Source organism: Microbacterium sp. RU33B (assembly GCF_900155915.1).
Classification (GTDB): Bacteria; Actinomycetota; Actinomycetes; order Actinomycetales; family Microbacteriaceae; genus Microbacterium.
The window spans coordinates 1,024,186-1,045,338 of the sequence record NZ_FTPO01000001.1; the positions used below are offsets into that span (position 1 = coordinate 1,024,186).

The window sequence follows — 21,153 nt, forward strand, 5'->3', positions numbered from 1 at the left end:
GAGCCGCAATGAAGCAATCTGCGTTTAGGCGCCCGTTCTACGCACAAAGGCTCGAAGAATCATTACGATCCCGGCGGCGAGCACTAAGAGCAACAGAACCAGGGCAATCGACAGTCCTGCGCCAGGTGTTGTCGAGATCACCCCGCCCCCATCTCGTGGGAATTCACAGAAGAGTCCGAGTGGAAACCACGATAGCCGTCCTGTAGGAAAGCTGGCCTCCGAAATGACTGCGTCGGGAGGCGCGGCCATCGCGATGCAGCTCTCAGTGGGGCTTCGATAGATGAGGGAGACGGCTGTCGCCAGTAGCACCAGCAGGGCGATCGAGCCACATATAAGCCCAACGCCCCAGCGACCGATTGATTGCACGAGATTCCCTTCGTTGGGCTCCGATGCCCTCTCCGGACAACTCATTCTGCCTTCTTGTCGTCGGATTTGCGCTCTTTGTCCTCCAAAGAGCCGACACCACCGTGACTGGCGACGACCCTACACTCGGGGCAGATGACGAGATTGGTCATCGGAAGGTGACGTCAATGAAGACGATCAGAACTCGAGCTAAAGTTGCCCTTGTCGGTGCAAGCGTGTTGGCGCTCCTGGGTCACGCCCCGGTGGTCGCGGCAGATCTGAAGCCGCGGGCAGGAGCCACATCCGATGCCCCCGTGCAGACCCGTGTCGACTATCGATTCGAACATGCTGTGCCGCTGGAGGTCGCAATCGAGTTGGCCAATGCAAACGGAGGTGAGATCGTTGCCTACAGGTTCGAAAATGAGCAGTTCGTCGGCGAGTACAGCCCGCTCTCGGGAGTCACGCCGAAGGACTATCTCGCCGACTTGATGCAGGAACTCGGAACCTCGCCCGAGGTAGTGGGCTACACCGTCTCCGTCACCGCCGATTCAGGGCGCGCTCTGGGCGCAGAGTCGGCCATACCGCTCTCGGTTCGAGGCGAGCCGGAGTTCTCGGCGCCCGTAGTTCGTCAGAGCTTCTTCGACCAGCAGCGCGCATGGGCGTCGAGCGCCGCGAGAGAACTGGACTCGGGTTCGGCGCGGATGGCAGGCGATTGGAAGCCTGACATGGTTAGCGCCAATATCGTCAAACAACCGTCGGGTGGTCGCATCGACTTCGATATGGCGGCTCTGTGGGATTCACCGAGCACGCCCGGGTACATTCCTAGCGACTACGGGCTCGAGATCAGCGTGGATCTATATAACAACTGGAGTTCGACAGACCTGCGTCCGTTTTGCACCAACCCTTCCCCACGTGACCAGTTCTTTGCGAAGAACTACGGCTGGAACTGGCACGCCGTTGACGAGCAATTCGGCTGGCTGGCGGCCGCTGTGCCGTACGCGGATTACAACGATCTTTCAGACCCATGTAACCGCAACTCCATGGCCATCGGTCTTCGCACTCCACAGGCGATACCCCTCGCCTATTACAACGCGCCATACGACTGGGCGGTGTTCTTTTACATCGATGCTCCTCCGGGCAATCAGACAATCAATCGAATCAGCGGTGACGTTAGCATCGTGACGGAGGCCTGGTGTGTCTCTTATCCGAACTACTCGAACACTGACTGCATGGGCGTCGCCCAGCCCGGACCGGGGGCACCCGATCTTCATCGAGGCTTCCTCGACGTGGATCGTCACTGGACAGCACCGAACAAGTGTTGGTCCTCACTCGAGAAGGGTAACGACCCGCCAATCCTGATGGACCCGACAGTGCCTGGTTCGGGTTGTCCGTGGGGATAGACCGCCCAGCGGTCCGACCAGCTCCTCACGTAGAGCTCCCGACCTAGAGGCTCGCTCTGAGTCGGGAGCTTTACGTCCGCTTCAGAAGGACCACGACGTCGTCCCAACTGACAGCAATGCACGCAGGCACCACTCGGTGAAGCGACTGCGTCGCCAGCAAGAATCAGCATCCCGCTACACCTTGCTGCAAGTCGCAAAAATGCCTGGATAATAGGCAGAAAGCGCCCTACTCTGGCGCCATGCGCGGAGGTCTGGAGCGGTGGAAGCGGGGCGCCGATTCGCGCGGCGTTCGGCAGGCCATCTCCTACGCGCTCAACGGCTCCTGCGATGCCCACCTCCACCCCGCAAGCGGAATAGACGCACTCGAACGATACGGCGCAGCGTCCGATTCGACCGTCCACAGATTCATCGTCGCGAGCGGCAGGATCGGCCACGACGAACTCACCGCCGGCGCGCTGCGGGTGTGGCTCACCGGACACGACCCGGTAACGGGGGAGGAGCGCGGCCAGTCGCGGCTGAGCCCGGATGCCGACCTTCTGCTCGATGGCACCATCAACCATCCGAAGTCGTACAGCATCGCGGCACTGCTGCATCCCGAACTTGCTGCCGAGTTCGAGGCTTTGCAGGATCGACTCCGTGATCGCCTCCTGCTCACCTGGCAGAGCGAGCTCAACGCGCGACGCGGGCATGGTGGGCTCGTCCGCGAGGACGTTACACGCATCGAGGTCGTCGAGCTGCAGCACCGCCGATCCCGGGCGCTCGACCCGCACATCCACCGGCACCTGTGGCTGAACATCAAAGTGCTTGGCGCGGACGGCAAGTGGTCTAACCTCGACTCGCGCGTCGCGATGAAGCTGCACACCGTGGTGAATGCCGAGGGAGAGCTTGCAGCACGCACCGACTCCGCGTGGATCGCCGCGCTGGCGGGCCACGGCTACACAGTCGGCCTCGATGGGGAGATCGCCGAACCAGCCGCCACCGTGCGCCCGCTGTCGCGACGGTCCGCGCAGATCGAGGCCAACCGTGCCCGCCTTGTCGTGGAGTGGGCTGCCGCTCACGACGGTGCTGCGTCCAGCGCTGAGGTGCTGAATCAGATCGACCGGCGCGCGTGGGCTGTCTCCCGGCCGAACAAGCCCGAAGGCCTCGAGGAGGACTCGTGGAACGCCGCAGTGTGCGACGAGATCGCGGCGATCGATCGGGGCCTTCTTCGCGAGCGGACCGCGGTCGGACTGGATCCCGTCGACCCCAAGACGCTCGATCGAGACCTGCTCGCCGCGATGGCGATCGTCGACGCCGACGGGCGCTCCGTCACCTCCGGTGGGCGCTTCAGTGCGTTCGACCTGCGCGCGGGCGCCATCCGCGCGCTGTCTCGGAGTGGGATCGTCTCGGCGCGCGCTGAACTCGACGATCTCGTCGAAGACATCGCGGCGCGAGCACGGCGCGAGTCGTTCGACCTCGGCTGGGGTGCCGATGCCCCCGGTCACGTCAAGATCTTCATGGCAACCGACACGATGCGGTCGAAGATCCTCCTGCCGCATCGGCTCGACCGGATCGCAACGCCCGGACGTTCGCTGCTCGCGGCCGAACTTCGTCAGCAGGCCGGTAAGGGGTGCGATGAACTCGATGCGGCGCAGGTGGTCGCGGCATCCGCCATCGCCGGTTCGGATGGCCTTGTCACCGTCACAGGGCCCGCTGGTGCGGGCAAGACAACAATGCTGCGGGTCGCTCAGCGTGCCCTGGCCGCGCAGCGCCGGCGCATGCTCGTCGTCGCACCGACGCGCAGGGCAGCCTCGGTCGCAGCGCGCGAGATCGGCGTCACCGCGACCAGCATCCACGCCGTCCTTGCCGACCACGGATTCCGCTGGGGGACGGACGCCGCGGGCGGTACGACGTGGCAGCGGCTGGCGATCGGCGATATGGACGCCGACACGGGAGCGATCTACGACGGCCCGACGCAGTTCGTGCTGCGCACACGAGACCGCGTTGTGGTCGACGAGGCCGGCATGGTCGACCTGCAGGTCGCGAACGCCCTCGCGGAACTCGCCCACGATCGCCGCGTCGGGCTCGCGATGGTCGGCGACCCGCACCAGGCGCTGCCCGTCGGACACGTCGGTGCGATGGCCACCGCGGTCCGACACGCGGGCGCCGCGGTCGAACTCGACACGGTGCACCGCTTCCACGATGCCGAGTACGCGGCCCTCACGCTCAAGCTGCGTCACCCTGGCGACCTGAAGCACGCCGCGATGATCGCGAGCGAACTCGCTGACCGTGGGCATCTGGCGCGAGTCGATCATGTCGATGCGGCTCGTCGACACATGGTCGACGCGTATTTCGCTTGGCACTCGCGAGGCAAGCGGGTGGCTCTCGTCACCGCCACGAACATCGACGCGGGCACTCTCAACGACGAGATCCAGCAACTCCGTGTTGACCGCGGCGAACTGGATCCCACGACTCTCGCGTGGGGCATGGGGGAGCAGCGCATTCTCGTCGGCGACACCGTGCAGACGCGCCGCAACGATCGGCGCACGGGCGTCGAAAATCGCGCACTGTGGGTCGTCAACAAGATCGCCGGCGAATCGCTCCTGCTCCGATCCATCAACGACAGCGGGGTGGTGCGCAAGGTCACGCGTGACTACGCGCTCGAGCATGTGCAGCTGGCCTACGCGTCGACCGTCTACGGCATCCAGGGTGAAACGGTGGATGCCTCGATCGTCGGCCCCGACGTGGATGCCGCCGGCCTCTACGTCGGTCTCACCCGTGGGCGCGTGCACAACGAGGTGGTCGCTGTTGCTCCCACCGATCGGGCGGCGCGGGCGAAGGTCGCGACCTGGATGCTGCGCGGCACGACCGAGTTGACGATGCAGGATGCCGCCCGTAACGCTGCGGCGGAGCTACGACGTGCGGCGCAGACCAGGGACGCAACGAGGCCGCCATGCGTGGGCCTTACGTCTCACCGAGCGCGGGCAACGGGTTGTCCCTCTGAGGCGATACGTCCTGGACTCGTCGCCCCGACGCCCGGAGCATAGCGGCCATCGATGGCTCCGTTCCCCTGCGCTCAGCTCTTGCAGACTCCGCTCTCCGCTGCGCTCCGAGCTCCGCTTAGCACCGCTCGCTTCGGGGCACTGCGCCGACGCCGACCGCTGGGTGGCTGGATGTCGGAGCACTAGACGGATGTGGCGACGCGTTGCGCGGATGTGTCGCAGGCGAGAGCAGTATGCGAATAGTGCAGGTTACTCGAGCGGGGGAGCGCGAAGGCATTGACTATCGCTTTGATGGATATTAATATCCATAATATGAGAACAGCGGCGCCGCTCCTCGCTCCGATTTTCCGATCGGATGGTCAGGCGCGCCTCCTGTCGGTCGTCATGCTTGAGGGTGACGAGATCAGTCTGGCCGATCTCGCTACCCGCTCGGGGGTGGCGTACCCGACGGCGCATCGCGAGGTCGCGCGTCTGATCGCTGCCGGCATCCTCGTCGAGCGTCTGGTGGGACGGACCCGGATGCTGCGCGCGAACGCGGCGAGCCCGCTCGTGCCACCGCTGCGCGAGATCCTGCTGATCGCCACAGGACCGGTCGCCCTATTGACTGAGGAACTCGCGCAGATCGCCGGCATTCATGCTTCCTTCCTCTATGGATCGTTCGCCGCGCGAATGCGCGGTGTCGACGGCGATTCGCCGAACGATATCGACGTCATGGTGATCGGGACACCCGATCCGGAGCTGGTGTACGACGCCTGCGACCGTGTGGAGGAGAGCGTGCACCGGCCGGTCAATGCGACGATCCTCACACCTGACGAACTCGAGGCCGATTCGGCGTTCATGACGCAGGTGCGGGCCAGCCCGGTCGTGCCGATCGTGGGTGAGTTGCCGTGGGAGTGACTCCTCTCAGCGCTACCCAGCGACAGGCCGTGGATATGCTCGTCAGCGCGCGCCGCATTGAGGCGGTCAGGCCGGACGCGGTGCGGGCACTCGCGTTCCTCGACGTCGCGGCTGACCGCCTCAGCCAGCTTCCGTTGTTGACAAGCGTGGGGGTGAAGTACGACATCGCCTACGACGCGGCGCACGATGTTGGAGAGGCTCTGCTGGCCGCGTATGGCTGCCGGACGCGGAACGGTCCTGGCCAGCATGAGGCGGTGGGGAGATTCCTGCGGGCCTTGCTCGACTCGCCGCCGGGGGATAGGGCGGCGAGAAGGTTCGACCGGCTTCGCCGCGCGCGCAATCAAAGCCACTACGACGCGACGCCGGTGGGAGCGGCGGAGGCTGCGCTGGCAGAGCGCACTGCAGAGGAATTGCAGACCGCCGTTGTCGCGCGGGGAGTAGGGAGCTGAGTCTCAGGGGTGGTCAGGGCTCGACGCCGAAGATCCGCAGCAGGGCGGATCTCGGAATCATCCTCCTCGGTCCGAGCTGGACGGTCGGAATCGTCCCACTGTCGATGCCGAGCGACGTACCCTGGGGGGAAGGCCGCAATCCGGCCTGCTGACATGTTCGTTCAACTACCCGTCCGGCCGGCTGAATCGATGTCGAGGAAAGTCTCCGTAGAATCGCCCACAAATCGCCCGCGTTTGCTCTGAGTGTGGGCGATTTTCTATGCAGGTGCCTGTCGGCTCATGCTCCCGCCACCCGCATGATTCCGCGGATTTTGCGGGTCGATGTCGCGGGATCGTACGCTTCCAGCGTCATTCAATTCCCCCCATCTCCACGAACCGCTGTCACCAGGACCTGGCCCCGAGAGCCGCGGAAATACGCGGTTCTCGGGGCCTTTCCTGTGCGGCCCGCGCTTCGATAAGTCTGCAACATGTAGAGTTATTGGCGTTCCGAACGGGTGAGGAGTGGTCATGGCGTTGTGGCGATCGCGCAGGGCGTCGAAAGGTCCGTCGTCCGCGAGCCGTGACGGGCTGCAGCGCGTGCGCGTCGTCGAGAAGATCCCGGTGTCGGACAAGGCGGTCCTTCTCCGCCTCGCTGCGGCCGATGAGGGCCAGCGTCTGGTCCATTACCCGGCGGGTGCCCACCTCGACGTCCACGTCAAGCCGGGCGTCGTCCGGCAGTACTCGCTCGTCGGCCGCCCCGGCGCCGACGACCACTACCTCGTGTGCGTCCAGAGGGAGCCGGACGGACGAGGAGGCTCGATCGCGGTCCACGACGAGATCGCCGGTGGAGAGCTCCTGGACGTGTCGCACCCGCGCAGCACCTTCGACCTCGTCCCGTCGGCGCGACGCGCGGTCCTGATCGGCGGCGGCATCGGTCTGACGCCCCTGATGTCCATGGCCGAGCATCTGCACGCCGAGTCGATCGACTTCGAGTTCCACGTGTACGCCAAGAACCCGTCCGCACTGCCGCTGGGGGAGCGGCTCGAGGCGCGACCGTGGACCGACCGCATCCGCCGTCACTTCAGCGACGACGGCGACTCCTTCCGCGATGGCTCGCCTCAGGCCCTCGTCGTCCCCGACCCGGATGGTGCCGTGTACATCTGCGGCCCGCGGGGCTTCATCGACCTTGCGCGCGATCGCGCGCTCGCGGCGGGATGGCCGGCCGATCGGGTCGTCGTCGAGCAGTTCTCTCCCGCGTCGCGCGCGACCGCGCAGCGCCCGCTGGACGTGGTGGTCGCCTCGTCGAAGGAGAGGATCGCCGTCGGCGCCGAGGAGTCGATCGCCGACGCCCTCGAGCGCCACGGGTACGAGACCTACCGATCCTGCGGCCAGGGATTCTGCGGCTCGTGCGTGGTTCGCGTCGTCGCGGGCGTACCCGATCACCGCGACGACTTCCAGACCCCGCAGCAGCACGCCGCGAACACCCACATCAACGTGTGCGTCTCGCGCGCGCTGACTCCCGTCCTGGAACTGGATGTCTGAGGTCACGCGTTCATGACCAGGAGCATGAGAGCCATCCCGGCCGCCATGGCCGCGTAGCAGAGGTCGTGCAGGCGACGGCGGCGGCCGAACAGGGCGACGAGCCACCACACGGCCGCCGCGGCGCTCAGCGCCACGAAGAGCAGGTTGACCACGTCGGCCCAGGCAGGCGTCGCGGTGGCCATCATCTCCGAGCCGCCGCCGTGATGATGCCCGGAGGAGCCGTCGTGGCCCATCTCCATCCCTGCCATGAGCAGCGGCATCGCCGCGAGCATCCAGATCATCGCAGCGTTCAAGCCCACATGGGCGGCGAGCGACACCCGCTCCCGCGTCGCCGTCTTCGCGAGCAGTCCGGGCACGAGTGCGAGCGCGAAGATCGCGAACACGATGACCTGGGCCCAGGTGGCGGCGTCGATGACCGAGGTCCAGATCATCACGATCATCGCAGCGCTCATCACGAGGTGATTGACGTCAATGAGGGTGTGCTGGGTCAGGGTGCCGTCGGACGAGCGCGCGTGCGGGCGATGGGCGATGAGGTCGATCGCGCACCAGATCCCGGTCGCAGCGAACAGGGCGGTGAGGATCAGATCCCAGGGCGATGTCAGCACACCACGATCCTACTACTACAATGCGTAGAGATAGTTCCCTGGACCCCGAAGGAGCCGACGTGACCACGACCGACATCGAGGAGACCGCGCAACCGCCCAGCGAGCCGTCCGCCCCTGCGGCAGCCTCCCGTCCCGGCAGGCGGATCAACTGGTTCGGCGCCTTCTGGCGCTGGCACTTCTACGGCGCCGTCATCGTGATTCCGGTGCTGTTCGCGCTGTCGGTGTCGGGGATGACCTACATGTTCCGCGCGCAGATCGATGCATGGCAGCATCCCGGCGTCCTGACCGTCTCGGTGCCCGCCGAGGCCGAGCGGCTGCCGCTCTCCGCGCAGGAGGAGGCGGTGCGTGACGCGTTCCCCGAACGGGGCATCCTCTCCGTCACAGACAACGAGGGCGATCGCGCGACGGTCTTCGTGACCGCGGGCGAGGAGGGCACGCGCAACGTCTACGTGGACCCTTACACGGCGACGGTGACCGGCGATCTCCACATCGACGACCTGATCTCGACGTGGGCCGAGCGCGTGCACGGTGATCTGCTGCTCGGGGACGGCGAAGTGGGCGACCGCATCGTCGAGCTCGGAGCGAGCTGGGCGATCGTGCTCACGATCACCGGCTTCATCCTCTTCTTCCTGGGCCGCAAGCCCCGCAAGGCCGCGACGGAGAAGAAGGCGAAAGGTGCGCGACTGCGCAGCTGGCACGCACTCGTGGGACTCCCGGTGGGCCTCGGCATCCTGATGCTCGTCGTCTCGGGACTGCCCTGGACGGGTGTCTGGGGCTCCCTCGCGTCCGATGTGGCCTCGACCACGGGGGACTCGCTGTGGGGCGCCGATCCGGGTGCGGAGTCGACCGTCAAGGAGCAGATCGAGGCGAGCAACGGCTCGTCGAGCCCGGCGGGCTGGGAGGTCGCCGACCTTCCGACGGCGACGAGCACCGGAAGCGGTGCCATGATCTCGATCGACGAGGCCGCCGAGGCGGGGCGCGCGGCGGGCGCTCCGGAGCCGTACTTCGTGACCTATCCGGAGGGCGAGACCGGCGTGTACAGCGTCTTCGGGTACCAGTGGGCCAACAACGGCAACCCGGCGGAGTCGGACGTCACCCTCCAGAAGACCGTGCACGTCGATCAGTACTCGGGTGAGGCACTCGCGGTCTACAGCTACGACGACCTGTCGCTGCTGTCCCAGACCGTCGCCAACGGCATCGCGATCCACGAGGGACGCCGTTTCGGTCCCGTCAACACGATCCTCACCACGCTGTTCTGCCTCGCCGTGATCTTCATGTGCGTCTCGGCGCCGATGATGTGGTGGAACCGCCGAGGCAACGCCTCGGGAATCGCCGCCCCGCGCGCGCGACTTCCGATCTTCGCGAACTGGATCCTGCTGATCGCCGTGGTCGCACTCGGGATCTTCCTGCCCCTGTTCGGACTCTCGCTCATCGTGATCCTCGCTCTCGATCAGCTGGTGATCCGACGGATCCCGGCGGCGAAGAAGTTCTTCGGATCCGTCTGACCCGGCGCGCGAAGGCCGGTGCCGCAGGGTGCCGGCCTTCGCCGTGTCAGGAGGTGAGCGCAGGAGAGGCGGCGGTGAGCGTGCGGGCCGGGGCCCAGGTGCGCTCCGCCAGACGCTCGGCGCGGATCTCCATCGACACATCCCCGGTGCGTGCGGCCACGACGACGAGCGCGTTCGCGAGGTGCACGGCACCGGCCCGGCGCGCCGCGGCGTCGTCGGCGATGAGCTCGACGAGCAGGGTGGTGGCCCGCAGCAGCTTCTTCGCGGAGCGCAGCGAAGGAAGGCAGGCGCAGTTCAGCTCCGCCAGGCGGAGGGCGATGTAGTGGTTTCCGCGCAGATGGGCGCGCTCGTGTTCGACGACGGCTCGCAGCTGCGCCGGTGTCAGAACCTCCCGCATCGCCGTCGACACGACGACGGCCCGTTCCTCTCCCGGGATCGAGCACGCGAAGACGTCATCGCTGCGGCACGTCCGCAGCGACGTGCGTCGGTCGAGCGGTTCGGCGCTGTGCGGGAGGGTGAGGATGTCGCCGTATGTGCGGCGGCCCGCGCCCACGAGGGCATCGGACCCTGCGCCCACGACGAGGAGCGCTGCGCCGAGGGCGCCGAGCGCCCCCCACCCGACGACCGTCTGGATGACCGCGGATGCTCCGTCGGATGCGTCACCGGCGGAGAGGGTGGCGAGGACGGCGGTGGCGATGGATGCCGCTGCGGCGAGTGCGCCGGTGCCGAGCGCCGCGTGCCAGGCGGCGAGCGCCAGCCGGGGGTGGCGAACCTGCCAGTGCCCCATCGTGAGGAGGCGGGGTCCGGCCCACCAGGCCAGGGCGGCGACTCCCAGGCACACGCCGATCGCGATCACGACGAGCGGCGCTTCTTCGTGAGGGCGGCGCGGAGCATCTCGACGTCGTCGGGATCGAGATCGCCCGCGAACTGGAGAAGGGCTGCCTGGCGGTCGTCGGTTTTCTCGAGGGCACGGTGCATCGAGTCGCTCGCGTTCTCGGCGGCAGAGAGACGCGCTGCGAAGCGCACCTTCCGAGGCGACTCCGCGTGTCGGAGCACCTCGCCCTTCTCGATCAGACGGTCGAGGGCGGTGAGGATCGTCGTGTAGGCCGGAGTGGGCTCGGTGAACGCCTCCTGGATGTCGGCGGCGCCGACGGGCACGCCACGCGCACGCAGGATCGTGAGCACCTCGCCCTCCAGCTCCCCACGACCACGACTCCGTGTTCCGCTCATCGATGACCTCCTGTCGGCGATTCTACTCGCTGTGGAGTTCCTCGCCCCGACGACCGAACAGGATTCCACGGGATGTAGAATTAAGAGTCGTCGCCACCGGAGCGACCGGAGCGGAGGACGCGCATGCAGGAAAGCCGATTCCTGATCGAGGGAATGACGTGCGGCCACTGTGAGCGCGCCGTATCCGAGGCCCTCACGGCGGTGAAGGATGTCGTGGCGGCCAGCGTGAGCGCCGATGACGGCGTCGCCGTCGTGAGTCACGGCGATGGGTTCGACCCTGCAGCAGCCGGCGCCGCCATCACGGCGGCGGGTTACTCCCTGCGCGTGTGACCAGCGCTCCCTCGGAGCTCGTGGCCTACACCGACCGCCGACTCCACCGCTCACCGCTCGCCATCGCACTCGTCGCCGGCGTCGCAGGTGTCGTGGCGATCGCCGGACCGGTGGTGTTCGCCGCGCTGCTGGGCGACACCGGGTACGCGATGATCTCGCGGGGATACCCCGGCGCGGTGACCGCTCTGCTCGCGACATCCCTCCGTGCGATCGCCGACGCGGCGTCGTGGTTCACCCTCGGCGCTCTCGTGGTGGCGATGGGAGTGCTCGCTCCACCGCGGAAGCGTGCCCTCGACGACGTGGCCGGCCTCGAACTGCGCGTGCTGCGCATCTCCCTCCTCGTGTGGATGGTGGCCGCCGCAGCGCTCGTCGCGGTCGATGCGGCAGACGCGAACGGCCTGGGCGTGGACCGCCTGACGGAGCCGGGAGCGCTCGGGTTCCTCGTCGAGGCGGCGTATCTTCCGAAGGCGTGGATCTTCGTCTTCTTCGCGACAGCCGCGGCGTCGCTGATCTCCCTGTTCGCCCGCCGCTGGGCGTCTTTCCTGCCGGTCGGTCTGCTCTCGGTTCTGGCCATGCTCGCTCCGGTCGTCGTGCATCAGGTGCAGGTCGGGGCGGACCATGACTTCGGCTCGGATGCCGCGACCCTCCAGACCCCTGCGGCGGCGGTGCTCTTCGGAACCGTGATCGTGCTCGCCCTGCGCGTCGCGACCGGACGACTCCTGCGGCCGCAGGCGGTGATCCGGGCCGGCGGGGTGATGGCGGGGTCGTGGGCGGTCGTGGCGGTCACCGACATCCTGCTCGGGGTGTTCAAGCTCGCGGGTCCGACCGCGGGCAATCCGACGGTCGTTCTCGTGTCGGCGCGCGGGCTCGTCATCCTCGCGGTCGGCGCCGTCATCGCGGCGTTCTGGCTGCAGCGCGCGCGCTGGAGCGATCGGCTCATCGTGTCCATCCTCGGCACTCTCACGGTGCTCGGGTCGGTGTACTTCGCGCTCACCGTGGCGATGACCCGCGTGCCGCCTCCGCAGTACTTCGTGGCGACGAACATCTCCCAGATCTTCTTCGGCTACGACATCACCGATATCCCTCCCACGCTCGCGACGCTGGTGACCCAGTGGCGTCCCAACATCCTCTTCGCGGTGATCTCCGCCATCGGCGTCGGGGTCTACCTGGCCGCCGTGGTGCGGCTTCGCCGGCGAGGAGACGTGTGGCCTCTGGGGCGCACGGTCGCCTGGGTCCTCGGATGGGTCGTCGTGGTCGTGTCGACCAGCTCCGCGCTCGGCCAGTACGCCGGTGCGCAGTTCGGCACCCACATGATCGTCCACATGAGTCTCAACATGCTCGCGCCGGTGCTGCTCGTCCTGGGCGGCGTGGTGACCCTCCTGCTGCGTGCCACGACACCGCATCCTCGCGGGGCCGCCGCTGGGCCGCACGAGTGGATCACCGCAGCTCTCCACTGGCCCGGCATGAGGATCATCTACAGTCCCGTCCTCGTCTTCATCCTGTACATCGGCTCGTACTACGCCCTCTACCTCTCGCCGCTGTTCGAGACGATCATGCGGTACCACTGGGCCCATCAGGCCATGAACGTGCACTTCCTCATCGTCGGCTACCTCTTCTACGGCCTCGTGATCGGCGTGGATCGTCCGCCCCGCCCGCTCCCGCCGATCGGCAAGCTCGGGTTCGTGCTCGCAGCGATGCCGTTCCATGCCTTCTTCGGCATCGTCCTGATGACGGCGAGCGTGCCGATCGCCGAGAACTTCTACCGCACCCTGGACTTCCCATGGATGGGCGACCTCATGGCGCAGCAGTACTTGGGCGGAGGTGTCGCCTGGGCGGGCGGCGAACTCCCGCTGCTCATCGTCGTGACCGCGCTCGGCATCCAATGGGCTCGCCAGGACCAGCGTGAGGCCAAGCGCAAAGACCGCCATCTCGACTCCGGCGTGGACGACGAGTTCGACGCCTACAACCGGATGCTCGAGGGGCTCGCCGAGAGATCCGCCCGCGCCCACGGCCCGGTGCTCACACCCGCCCCCACGAAGGACACGCCATGAGCACGACCGCCACCCGACAGACGGCGACGCCCCCGATCGAACTCAACATCTCGGGCATGAGCTGCGCGGCGTGCGCCGGGCGGGTCGAGCGGGCGCTGAACCGCATCGAGGGAGTCGATGCGGTCGTCAACTACGCCACCGAGCGTGCCGTCGTGAGCGGACTCGAGCCCGCGCGCGAGTCCGAAGCCGTCGATGCGGTCACCCGGGCGGGGTACGGTGCGGAAGTCCGCGTGGATGCCGCGGACGAGTGGACCCGCCGCAGCAACGAGACCCGCATCACGGGCCTGCGGCGGCGCCTCGTCCTCGCCGCGCTGCTCACGATCCCGCTGATGGATCTGACCCTGATCCTCGCCCTCGTGCCGGGGCTGCGCTTCCCGCACTGGGAGCTGGTGTGCATCGCGCTCGCCCTTCCCATCGTGACGTGGTGCGCCTGGCCGTTCCACCGCGCGACACTCCGCAATCTCCGCCACGGTGCGGTCAGCATGGACACGCTCGTCTCCCTGGGGATCGCCGCATCCTTCGGCTGGGCGCTGGTGACCGTGCTGCTGGGATCGGATGCCGCCGGCTACTGGATCGGCTACGGCCCCACCCCTCCCGGAGCGAACGCGATCTACCTCGATGTCGCCGCGGGGATGACCACATTCCAGCTCGCGGGGCGCTACTTCGAGGCCCGCTCGCGGCGCAAGGCGGGAGACGTGCTCGACGCGCTCGCGGCGCTGGCGCCGGCGAACGCGCGGATCCGTCGCGACGGAGACGAGATCGTGATCCCGATCGGCGACGTGCGCGTCGGCGACGTCGCCGTCGTACTTCCGGGCGAGACCCTTCCGGTCGACGGAGAGGTCGTCGAGGGCTGGGCGGCGGTGGACACGAGCGCGATGACAGGGGAGCCGGTGCCCCGTGAGGCCGGCCCCGGGAAACAGGTCATGGCCGGCACGATCAGTACGAACGGGCGGCTCGTCGTCGACGTGACGGCGGTCGGCACGCGCACGCAGCTCGCACAGCTGGCGACTCTCGCGGAGCGCGCGCAGGAGTCCAAGGCGCGCATCCAGTCCCTCGTCGACAGGATCGTGCAGTGGTTCGTGCCGAGCATCATCCTGCTCTCGATCGCGGTCACCGCCGGATGGATGCTGACCGGCGCCGAGCCTGCGCGCGCGATCTCGATCGGCGTCGCCGTGCTCATCATCGCCTGCCCGTGCGCCCTCGGGCTCGCCACCCCGACCGCGCTCATGGTGGGTGTCGGACGAGGTGCGCAGCTCGGCATCCTCATCAAGGGTCAGGGGGCGCTCGAGGCATCCGGACGCATCGACACCGTGGTGCTCGACAAGACGGGCACGCTGACCGAAGGCGTCATGCGGGTGGTCGAGCAGTCCGTCCACGAGACGATCGCGCCGCACGACGCGCTGCGCTGGGCGGCCGCGCTCGAGTCGGGCTCGACGCATCCCGTCGCCCTGGCCGTCGTGGAGCACGCGAAGGCGTCGATCGCCGACATCCCCGCCGTCGAGGGCTTCCGCGTGCGACCCGGACTGGGGGTGGAGGGTCAGGTCGCCGGTTCCTCCGTCGCGATCGGCGGACCCCGCCTCGTGGCGGAGATCTCGGCGACGATCGCCCCTGCCCTCACCGCCGCGATCGAGCGCGCACGCGAGTCAGGCGCCTCGCCGATCGTGCTGGTGCGAGACCGGCGCGCGGTGGCCGTCCTGGCTGTCGAGGACCGGGTGCGGGCGAGCGCTCCGGGCGCCGTCGCGACGCTGGCGGCACTGGGCATGCGCACCGTCCTCCTCACCGGCGACGATGATGCGGCGGCGCGACGCGTCGCGAGTGCGGTGGGCATCGACGACATCCGCTCGCAGGTCACTCCGATCGAGAAGGCGCAGGTGATCGCCGACCTCCGCGCCGCCGGGCACCGTGTGGCGATGGTCGGCGACGGCATCAACGATGCGGCGGCGCTGGCCGGGGCCGATCTGGGGATGGCGATCGTCAGCGGTACCGACGTCGCGCTCAAGTCGGCCGACATCATCCTGGTCCGCGACGACCTCACCGTGGTGCCGGACGCGATCGGCCTGTCGCGGCGAACGCTGCGCACCATCAGGGGCAACCTGCTGTGGGCATTCGGCTACAACATCGCGGCGATCCCGCTCGCCGCGGCTGGACTGCTCAATCCTCTGATCGCCGCTGCGGCGATGTCGCTGTCGTCGGTGTTCGTCGTGTGGAACAGTCTCCGGCTGCGCAGCTACTCGCCGAAGCGGCTGGACGATGATCGCTACATGTCGTAGAGTAAAATCAGACAACTGAAGAGGCAGCGGCGGGCTGGGTCGTCACCCTGGGCCCGCCGTTGTCGCACCACGGAGGGCATCGATGAGGTCGACGACGACCACGAGGTATCTCCTGTCCTGCGCCGCCATCGGCGCGGCAGGGGCCGTGCTGCTTATCCCCGCCAACAATCTCGCCATCGCACTCGGCACCGCGCTGCCGTTCCTCTACGCGGCGATGGTGGGAGTCTGGCTGCTTCCGTCCGCCCTCGCGATGGCCCTCATCCGCCGCCCCGGGGCCGGGGTGCAGCACGGCGAAGAACGTCAGTCCCGCGGCAGCGTCCACGCATCCGTCCGCGATGAACTCCTGGACGGTTCGCCGACCCACGTACGACCAGGTCTGCGGTTCGATCTGCGTCGGGCGCGACACCGGCGCAGGAGCACCGGGCCTCGTCGCGTCGGCGGGTGACCGACAAGAGTGGGTGGAGGGCGTCGGCCGTGCGTCCCGCCGTCGCCTGGACGAACACCTCGACGTCGTGTTCCCGGGCCGCGCGATCGAGGGCCGCCACGTCGACCGACACGACGAAGCCGGTCGTCTTGGTGAAGATCGGCTGCGCGTGAGAAGACACCGCGCTCACGTCTGTTCGCGCCGAGCGTCGGAGCCCCGGCATACGCGCACAGCGACTCCGTCGCCGCCTCCTCGACGCGATCGATGACGTCGGCCATGCGGCCGAAGTCCGCCAGGTGGGCGATCCAGCGCATCAATGTGACGACGACGATCGCGATGACGGTGAGCGTGCCGAAGAAGAGGATCGTGCGGCCCTGCTCGGTGTGGTACCCCGTGGAGAGGGCGATAATCCCCACCATCGAGAAGACGAAGGCTCCGATGAAGACCGACAGCGAGCTCTGGGAGGTCGGGTCGGCGATCGGCGGCCAGAGCGAACACCGCCGCGATCACCACGTAGAACGTGGCACGGACCCAGACCTTCTTGGTGAGTCGTCGGAGTGCCGCCCCCGCGGCCGTGCGGGAAGGAGACGCCATCCGTCCACTCTATGCGGCGGGTCGCCCCGGACCCGCTGACACCGGCGGAGTCTCGGACGCGGCCGCGGACGGCCGCCAGAGAGCGACGTCGGCGAAGAGTTCGGCGAGCGTCTCACGCTGCTGCGCGATCCCGTCCATCACCGCCCGGACCGCGTGAAGGCCTTCCGCGGTGGCTTCGAGGACGACGGCGCGCCGGTCTTCGGGCAGAGCGTCGCGGCGCCGGTCGACGAAGCCCTTCGCGCACAGCTGATCGACGATGTAGGCCACGCCCGCACGGGACACCCCCAGCGACGGCGCGAGGTCGTTCGGGCGCACCAGGCCCTGAGTGGCGATCTGCACCAGTGCGGCGCGCTGGCGTGCGGCGAGCCGGCCCTCGGTCGCCGTATCCGGCATGACGCGCACGAGGGCCACACCGGCCTCGCAGACACGACGGAGCAGTTCGATCGGGTCTGCTGAGGCGGCGGGACCGCGCGGGGCGTGCGCGGGAAGCATCCCCAGACTGATCTCACGCGCGATGTCGGTGCTCCGACCGAAGAACGCGGTCATCGTGGTGCGCAGGGCCTGTGCCCGCTGCTCTCCGCGGGCGGTGAGGATCACCTCGACCGCTCGTCCGTCCGCCTGCGACGCCCGCGTGGTCACCAGTCCCTCCGCGCGCAGGCGCGACAGCATCCGCGAGACGGCGCGCCGATCCAGACCGCTGAGTTCGGAGAGCCGCCGGGTCGTCACGGGTCGATCGACCACGATGGCCGCGATCGCGAGGATGTCTTCGATCTCGGCCCATTTCGTGCCGAACGCCTCATCGAAGGCATGCGTCATCTCATCGTTGAACCGCCCCAGCAGTTCCATGGCCCGATTCGGCGCCGTCGCGTCCATGCTCGTCCCCGCTCCCCGACACCATTCAAGCAGGCACGAAGGGAGGGGCACGTCCTCGCTGGTCGCCGACTGCTCCGCTAGCGTCGTCGGCATGAGCATCCATCTCGTGGGCGGCGGGCGCGACGAGGCGCGCTGCGCGGCTGTGCTCGCGCCGTTCGTGACGGAGGCGAGGGATGCCGCGGCATCCGCCGGCCTCGTCATCGCTCTCCTGCTCGTGCTCGAGCCGGACGACGACGAGACGATCGCGCGCTTCACGTCGGTGCTCGCCGCCGCCGGGGCGTCCGCCGACGAGATCAGGGTCGTGGCGATCGTCGAGGGCGATCGCTTCGCCCTCGACGCGGTGGAGGGCGCCCACGGCATCTTCGTCGGCGGCGGACTCACGCCCGCCTACCACGATGCGTTCGACGGCATCGGAGATGCCGTGAGGCAGCGCGTCGCGGCGGGAGCTGCCTATGCGGGCTTCTCCGCGGGCGCCGCCATCGCGGCGACGGCGGCGCTCGTCGGCGGCCATCGTCTCGGTGACATCGAGGTCGCGCCGGAGGAGACGGGCGAGGAGCTCGACGGCCTCGAGGTGCGGCCCGGTCTCGGGCTCGTCGAGTTCACCGTCGATGTGCATGCGGCGCAGTGGGGCACGATCGCCCGCCTCCTCTCCGCCGTGGAGGCCGGACTCACCGCGCGCGGTGCCGCGATCGACGAGCACACCGCGCTCGTGGTGGACGGCGCGGGGGAGAGTGTCCGCGGCGGCGGCCGCGTCTGGTGGGTGGAGTCCCAGGCATCCGGAGTCTCCGTCACGACCCGCGCCGCGAGCTGATCCGGCGCGGTCAGTCCGCCCAGACCCGATCGATCGGGATGTCGCGCTGCAGGATGCGCTGCGCGGCGCGATGACCGGAGAGCATCGCCGCCGGCACCGTGGCGGGGTCGTCGGTCCACGTGGCCTCGCCGGCGAGATGGAGCACCCCGCCGACCGGCGTGGAGAGGTCGTCGTGGTCGTCGGTGGTCGACCCCACGGTCATGTACGCGTACGATCCGTGCGCGAACGGATCTCCCTGCCAGTCGGTGATGCTCACGCTCGTCGGACGCTCCACACGGTCGCCGTAGAGGCGGGTCAGCTGCGCGAGCACCGAGTCGACCACCTCCGCCTCGCTCCAGTCGCGGATCTCGACGGCCGTGGGTCCGGCGGCGAACGTCAGGAGCGTCGGCTCCCCGTGGAGGGCGGTGAGGTCGTACCAGGAGTGCCAGCGACGACCTTCCGGCCCCTGCTGGCGGATGGCGTACACGCCGTCGTCCCAGAAGGTCCGTGGAAAGCGCAGGAACACCTTCTCGAAGGCGTTCATCGCAAGGCGGCCCAGAGCTCCCGCGACCGGTTCGGGGAGGGCGGGCTCGATCGAGAAGTCGTCCGCCTGCAGCACCCCGACCGGCACCGTGACGACGGCGGTGTCCGCCCGCAGCTCGCCGCGATCGGCGGTGATGACGACGCCGTCCGCAGACCACCGCACGCGCGACACGACGTGATCGAGCCGGATGTCGAGACCGTCCGCGAGGTGCGCGGGGAGCCGGTCGTAGCCGTCGGGGAAGACGACCTCATCGCCGTCGATCGAGTCGTCGTCGAGGCCATGGGCCGCCATGTCTTCGATCCATGCCCCGTACTGCTCCTCCGAGCGGTGCTCGAGGTACTCGCGGACGCGCTGCGTGCGATCCTCGTCCCACGGCTGCCGGGCGAGCGCCTCCTCGGTCACGTCGCGGTACGACGCATCCGGAGCGGAGGCGGCCACGACGTCTGCAAGGGTGGCGTCGAGCGTGCGGATGTCGTCGGCGAACGCGTGTGCCTCGGCATCCGACAGCCTCTCACCGTCCGGTCCGTAGTACGCGATGGGCCGGCTGTCGGGCTGATAGCCGCCGACCGTGAACTCGACCGTCCGCATGCCGAATGCCGCGGCCGCCGCGGCCACCGGGCTGTCGAGGATGCCGTGGATCCACGAGGCTCCGAGATCGGTGACGTGTCCGTCGGAGCGGTCGGTCCAGACCCGGCCGCCGACGCGGTCGCGGGCCTCCAGCACGACCACCCGGCGACCGGCATCGGTCAGCAGACGGGCCGCGGTGAGGCCGGCGACCCCCGCCCCGACCACGATCGTGTCGACGTGCTCCATGGTGACCTCCCCGGTGAGTGCGCACGCGCGCGATCCGACGCTATCGCTCGCAGCCCCGGTGGGGGAGTCACCGCACGGCGGGCGGTGCCGCGTCAGGCGACCTGGACTTCCTTCCAGAACGCGACGTATCCGGAGAAGTCGGTGCCGACGCGCTCGATGGCCGTGGGGTAGGGCTCGGGATAGGTCCACGCGCGGTCGGCCAGCGTCTCGCCGTCGACGACGGTGGAGTAGTACTGGCAGGCGCCCTTCCACGGACACGTGTAGGGCGTGGGGCTCGTCTCCAGGAGCGAGAAGTCGACGCTCGCCGGGGGGAAGTACCAGTTGCCCTCGATCCGGACGAGGTCGGACTCCTCCGCCTCGGCGATGACCGTTCCGTTGAGTGTTGCGCGCATGTCGTCTCCCTGGTCGCGTCGCCGGATGCCGTCATCCGGCGATGTCTTCAGCGTAGGCGCGATCCGCGCGCCGGGCTCCGGTCAGACGAAGCGGACCCAGTTCGCGCCGCGACCGGTCTCGGCCCGCTGCAGGAGCTCGAGACGGTCGCCCTCGACGGCGTAGAGCGAGACCGTCGTGGACTTCTCGCCCGCCGCGACGAGGTGCGCGCCGTCGGGGCTCACGGCGAACCCGCGCGGCTGCTGCTCCGTCGTCGTGAACCGCTCCGCGGCGGCGACCGTGCCGTCGTCGTTCACGCCGAGCATGCCGAGGGTGCTCTCGGTGCGCTCCGACGCCCAGAGCGAGCGGCCGCCGGCGCCGAGATGCAGATCCGCGCCCCAGATGTAGTGGTGCTCGAGCGGGTCGGCTCCGAAGACGCTGTGGCCGAGTCCTTTCGAGACGTCGTACGCCGTGGCGGTGCTGCGCAGCTCGAGCACGCCCGTCTCCCCGTCGCGAGCGAAGTCGAGCACCTCGCCGGAGAACTCCGTCAGCACGTAGACGGCGTCCTGCGCCGGGCTGAGGACGAGATGACGCGGCCCGCTGCCGGCGGGGGCCGAGACTGTCGCGGGTTCGAGCGGCACGAGTCGAAGGTCGTCTGCGATCTCGTACTGCGCGACGAGATCGGCGCCCAGCGAGACGAAGTAGGCGAACCTGCCGTCGCTGCTCGGCAGCACCGAGTGCAGGTTCGGGAGTTCCACGCGCGAGATCGGCTCTCCCACGACGCCGTCCGCCACGGGCGCGATGATGCCGTAGCCGCCGCCGTACGACGCACCGAGGAGGGCGGTGCCGTCGCGTGTCAGGGCGAGGTAGTTCATGCCGCCGTCGGGGAGGTCGAGCCGCGTGCGCGGCTCCAGTGCTCCCGTGGTGCGTTCGAGCTGCAGTGTGAGGATGCCGGCCGGCTGGCCGTCGCCGGCACCCTTCACGGCGGCGAACACGAGATCGCTCGCGGGATCGTGCACGAAGGTCGAGCATCCGGTCACTCCCTCGGTCACCGCGATGCGATCGAGAGCGCCGTCGGAGAAGCGGAACGTGCTGATCGAGCCGTCGCCGGCGTTCGCGACGAGGACGAGAGAGGTATCGGTCACTCTTCGATCGTAGGGCGGCG

General features: G+C 68.6%; 18 protein-coding genes and 2 pseudogenes. 11 read left to right on the forward strand and 9 right to left on the reverse strand.

What is annotated here, in order from left to right; translation table 11 throughout:
• Positions 1 to 656: 656 nt before the first annotated feature.
• The 5 genes from B0B14_RS16305 to B0B14_RS05035 all read left to right on the forward strand — a co-directional run bounded on the left by B0B14_RS16305 (position 657) and on the right by B0B14_RS05035 (position 7,590).
• Positions 657 to 1,742, forward strand: coding sequence for a hypothetical protein (locus tag B0B14_RS16305; RefSeq protein WP_143733628.1), 1,086 nt, complete (start codon positions 657 to 659; stop codon positions 1,740 to 1,742).
• 239 nt (positions 1,743 to 1,981) lie between these two features.
• Positions 1,982 to 4,768 (forward strand): AAA family ATPase, encoded by a 2,787-nt coding sequence (locus B0B14_RS05020; RefSeq protein WP_083710337.1) that lies wholly within the window; start codon positions 1,982 to 1,984, stop codon positions 4,766 to 4,768.
• A 267-nt stretch (positions 4,769 to 5,035) separates the two neighbouring features.
• Positions 5,036 to 5,620: a helix-turn-helix domain-containing protein gene (locus B0B14_RS05025; RefSeq protein WP_076680375.1), complete on the forward strand. Its 585-nt coding sequence runs from the start codon at positions 5,036 to 5,038 to the stop codon at positions 5,618 to 5,620.
• 29 nt (positions 5,621 to 5,649) lie between these two features.
• A complete protein-coding gene (locus tag B0B14_RS05030; protein ID WP_143733629.1) occupies positions 5,650 to 6,069 on the forward strand; it encodes a hypothetical protein in 420 nt (139 codons plus the stop codon).
• Between the two features lie 507 nt (positions 6,070 to 6,576).
• Entirely contained in the window at positions 6,577 to 7,590 is a 1,014-nt protein-coding gene (locus B0B14_RS05035) for a PDR/VanB family oxidoreductase (protein ID WP_083710339.1), read from the forward strand.
• A gap of 2 nt (positions 7,591 to 7,592) precedes the next feature.
• Here the strand turns inward: B0B14_RS05035 and B0B14_RS05040 are convergent, their stop codons facing one another.
• Complete coding sequence (locus B0B14_RS05040; protein ID WP_076680377.1) at positions 7,593 to 8,195, reverse strand: DUF5134 domain-containing protein; 603 nt, start codon at positions 8,193 to 8,195, stop codon at positions 7,593 to 7,595.
• A 59-nt stretch (positions 8,196 to 8,254) separates the two neighbouring features.
• Here B0B14_RS05040 and B0B14_RS05045 point away from each other — a divergent pair, with 59 nt between their 5' ends.
• A complete protein-coding gene (locus B0B14_RS05045) occupies positions 8,255 to 9,700 on the forward strand; it encodes a PepSY-associated TM helix domain-containing protein (RefSeq protein ID WP_179085266.1) in 1,446 nt (481 codons plus the stop codon).
• A 46-nt stretch (positions 9,701 to 9,746) separates the two neighbouring features.
• Here B0B14_RS05045 and B0B14_RS05050 read toward each other — a convergent pair whose 3' ends face one another.
• Positions 9,747 to 10,556 carry a M48 family metalloprotease gene (locus tag B0B14_RS05050; protein ID WP_076680378.1) on the reverse strand — a complete coding sequence of 270 codons (810 nt, stop codon included), beginning with the start codon at positions 10,554 to 10,556 and terminating at the stop codon, positions 9,747 to 9,749.
• A complete protein-coding gene (locus B0B14_RS05055; protein WP_076680379.1) occupies positions 10,553 to 10,930 on the reverse strand; it encodes a BlaI/MecI/CopY family transcriptional regulator in 378 nt (125 codons plus the stop codon). The genes B0B14_RS05050 and B0B14_RS05055 overlap by 4 nt, the downstream gene beginning before the upstream one ends.
• A 123-nt stretch (positions 10,931 to 11,053) precedes the next feature.
• Between B0B14_RS05055 and B0B14_RS05060 the strand changes: the two genes are divergently transcribed.
• The 4 genes from B0B14_RS05060 to B0B14_RS05075 all read left to right on the forward strand — a co-directional run bounded on the left by B0B14_RS05060 (position 11,054) and on the right by B0B14_RS05075 (position 16,026).
• A complete protein-coding gene (locus B0B14_RS05060) occupies positions 11,054 to 11,260 on the forward strand; it encodes a heavy-metal-associated domain-containing protein (protein ID WP_076680380.1) in 207 nt (68 codons plus the stop codon).
• Positions 11,257 to 13,311, forward strand: a complete 2,055-nt coding sequence (locus tag B0B14_RS05065; protein ID WP_076680381.1) for a cytochrome c oxidase assembly protein — start codon at positions 11,257 to 11,259, stop codon at positions 13,309 to 13,311. The genes B0B14_RS05060 and B0B14_RS05065 overlap by 4 nt, the downstream gene beginning before the upstream one ends.
• The gene (locus B0B14_RS05070; RefSeq protein ID WP_076680382.1) at positions 13,308 to 15,581 is read left to right on the forward strand and encodes a heavy metal translocating P-type ATPase; all 2,274 of its coding nucleotides are present in this window, start codon (positions 13,308 to 13,310) and stop codon (positions 15,579 to 15,581) included. The genes B0B14_RS05065 and B0B14_RS05070 overlap by 4 nt, the downstream gene beginning before the upstream one ends.
• Before the next feature lie 82 nt (positions 15,582 to 15,663).
• The gene (locus tag B0B14_RS05075) at positions 15,664 to 16,026 is read left to right on the forward strand and encodes an ECF transporter S component (protein WP_076680383.1); all 363 of its coding nucleotides are present in this window, start codon (positions 15,664 to 15,666) and stop codon (positions 16,024 to 16,026) included.
• Positions 16,027 to 16,069: 43 nt separating this feature from the next.
• On the opposite strand, the pseudogene B0B14_RS16925 reads toward B0B14_RS05075, so the two are convergent.
• From B0B14_RS16925 to B0B14_RS16475, 3 genes and pseudogenes are all read right to left on the reverse strand, one after another.
• Positions 16,070 to 16,228 (reverse strand): annotated as a pseudogene (locus B0B14_RS16925) (hypothetical protein); the annotation flags it as partial.
• A pseudogene (locus B0B14_RS16930) lies at positions 16,224 to 16,484 on the reverse strand (DUF2254 family protein); the annotation flags it as partial. The pseudogenes B0B14_RS16930 and B0B14_RS16925, both read right to left, overlap by 5 nt.
• A 124-nt stretch (positions 16,485 to 16,608) precedes the next feature.
• Positions 16,609 to 17,445 carry a MarR family winged helix-turn-helix transcriptional regulator gene (locus tag B0B14_RS16475; RefSeq protein WP_179085267.1) on the reverse strand — a complete coding sequence of 279 codons (837 nt, stop codon included), beginning with the start codon at positions 17,443 to 17,445 and terminating at the stop codon, positions 16,609 to 16,611.
• Between the two features lie 118 nt (positions 17,446 to 17,563).
• On the opposite strand from B0B14_RS16475, the gene B0B14_RS05090 reads away from it, so the two are divergent.
• The gene (locus tag B0B14_RS05090; protein ID WP_076680386.1) at positions 17,564 to 18,283 is read left to right on the forward strand and encodes a Type 1 glutamine amidotransferase-like domain-containing protein; all 720 of its coding nucleotides are present in this window, start codon (positions 17,564 to 17,566) and stop codon (positions 18,281 to 18,283) included.
• 10 nt (positions 18,284 to 18,293) lie between these two features.
• On the opposite strand, the gene B0B14_RS05095 is transcribed toward B0B14_RS05090, so the two are convergent.
• From B0B14_RS05095 to B0B14_RS05105, 3 genes are all read right to left on the reverse strand, one after another.
• Entirely contained in the window at positions 18,294 to 19,619 is a 1,326-nt protein-coding gene (locus B0B14_RS05095; RefSeq protein ID WP_076680387.1) for a flavin monoamine oxidase family protein, read from the reverse strand.
• A 92-nt stretch (positions 19,620 to 19,711) separates the two neighbouring features.
• Positions 19,712 to 20,011, reverse strand: a complete 300-nt coding sequence (locus tag B0B14_RS05100; RefSeq protein WP_076680388.1) for a DUF427 domain-containing protein — start codon at positions 20,009 to 20,011, stop codon at positions 19,712 to 19,714.
• A gap of 81 nt (positions 20,012 to 20,092) precedes the next feature.
• Positions 20,093 to 21,133 (reverse strand): lactonase family protein, encoded by a 1,041-nt coding sequence (locus tag B0B14_RS05105; RefSeq protein WP_076680389.1) that lies wholly within the window; start codon positions 21,131 to 21,133, stop codon positions 20,093 to 20,095.
• Between the last annotated feature and the right edge of the window lie 20 nt (positions 21,134 to 21,153).

What these genes read in the sequence shown, in the direction of transcription:
- B0B14_RS05020 (WP_083710337.1), top strand. Translation starts at nt 1,982, where the DNA reads ATGCGCGGAGGTCTGGAGCGGTGGAAGCGGGGCGCCGATTCGCGCGGC.
- B0B14_RS05025 (WP_076680375.1), top strand. Translation starts at nt 5,036, where the DNA reads ATGAGAACAGCGGCGCCGCTCCTCGCTCCGATTTTCCGATCGGATGGT.
- B0B14_RS05035 (WP_083710339.1), top strand. Translation starts at nt 6,577, where the DNA reads ATGGCGTTGTGGCGATCGCGCAGGGCGTCGAAAGGTCCGTCGTCCGCG.
- B0B14_RS05055 (WP_076680379.1), bottom strand. Translation starts at nt 10,930, where the DNA reads ATGAGCGGAACACGGAGTCGTGGTCGTGGGGAGCTGGAGGGCGAGGTG.
- B0B14_RS05060 (WP_076680380.1), top strand. Translation starts at nt 11,054, where the DNA reads ATGCAGGAAAGCCGATTCCTGATCGAGGGAATGACGTGCGGCCACTGT.
- B0B14_RS05070 (WP_076680382.1), top strand. Translation starts at nt 13,308, where the DNA reads ATGAGCACGACCGCCACCCGACAGACGGCGACGCCCCCGATCGAACTC.
- B0B14_RS05075 (WP_076680383.1), top strand. Translation starts at nt 15,664, where the DNA reads ATGAGGTCGACGACGACCACGAGGTATCTCCTGTCCTGCGCCGCCATC.
- B0B14_RS16475 (WP_179085267.1), bottom strand. Translation starts at nt 17,445, where the DNA reads ATGGAACTGCTGGGGCGGTTCAACGATGAGATGACGCATGCCTTCGAT.
- B0B14_RS05090 (WP_076680386.1), top strand. Translation starts at nt 17,564, where the DNA reads ATGAGCATCCATCTCGTGGGCGGCGGGCGCGACGAGGCGCGCTGCGCG.
- B0B14_RS05095 (WP_076680387.1), bottom strand. Translation starts at nt 19,619, where the DNA reads ATGGAGCACGTCGACACGATCGTGGTCGGGGCGGGGGTCGCCGGCCTC.
- B0B14_RS05100 (WP_076680388.1), bottom strand. Translation starts at nt 20,011, where the DNA reads ATGCGCGCAACACTCAACGGAACGGTCATCGCCGAGGCGGAGGAGTCC.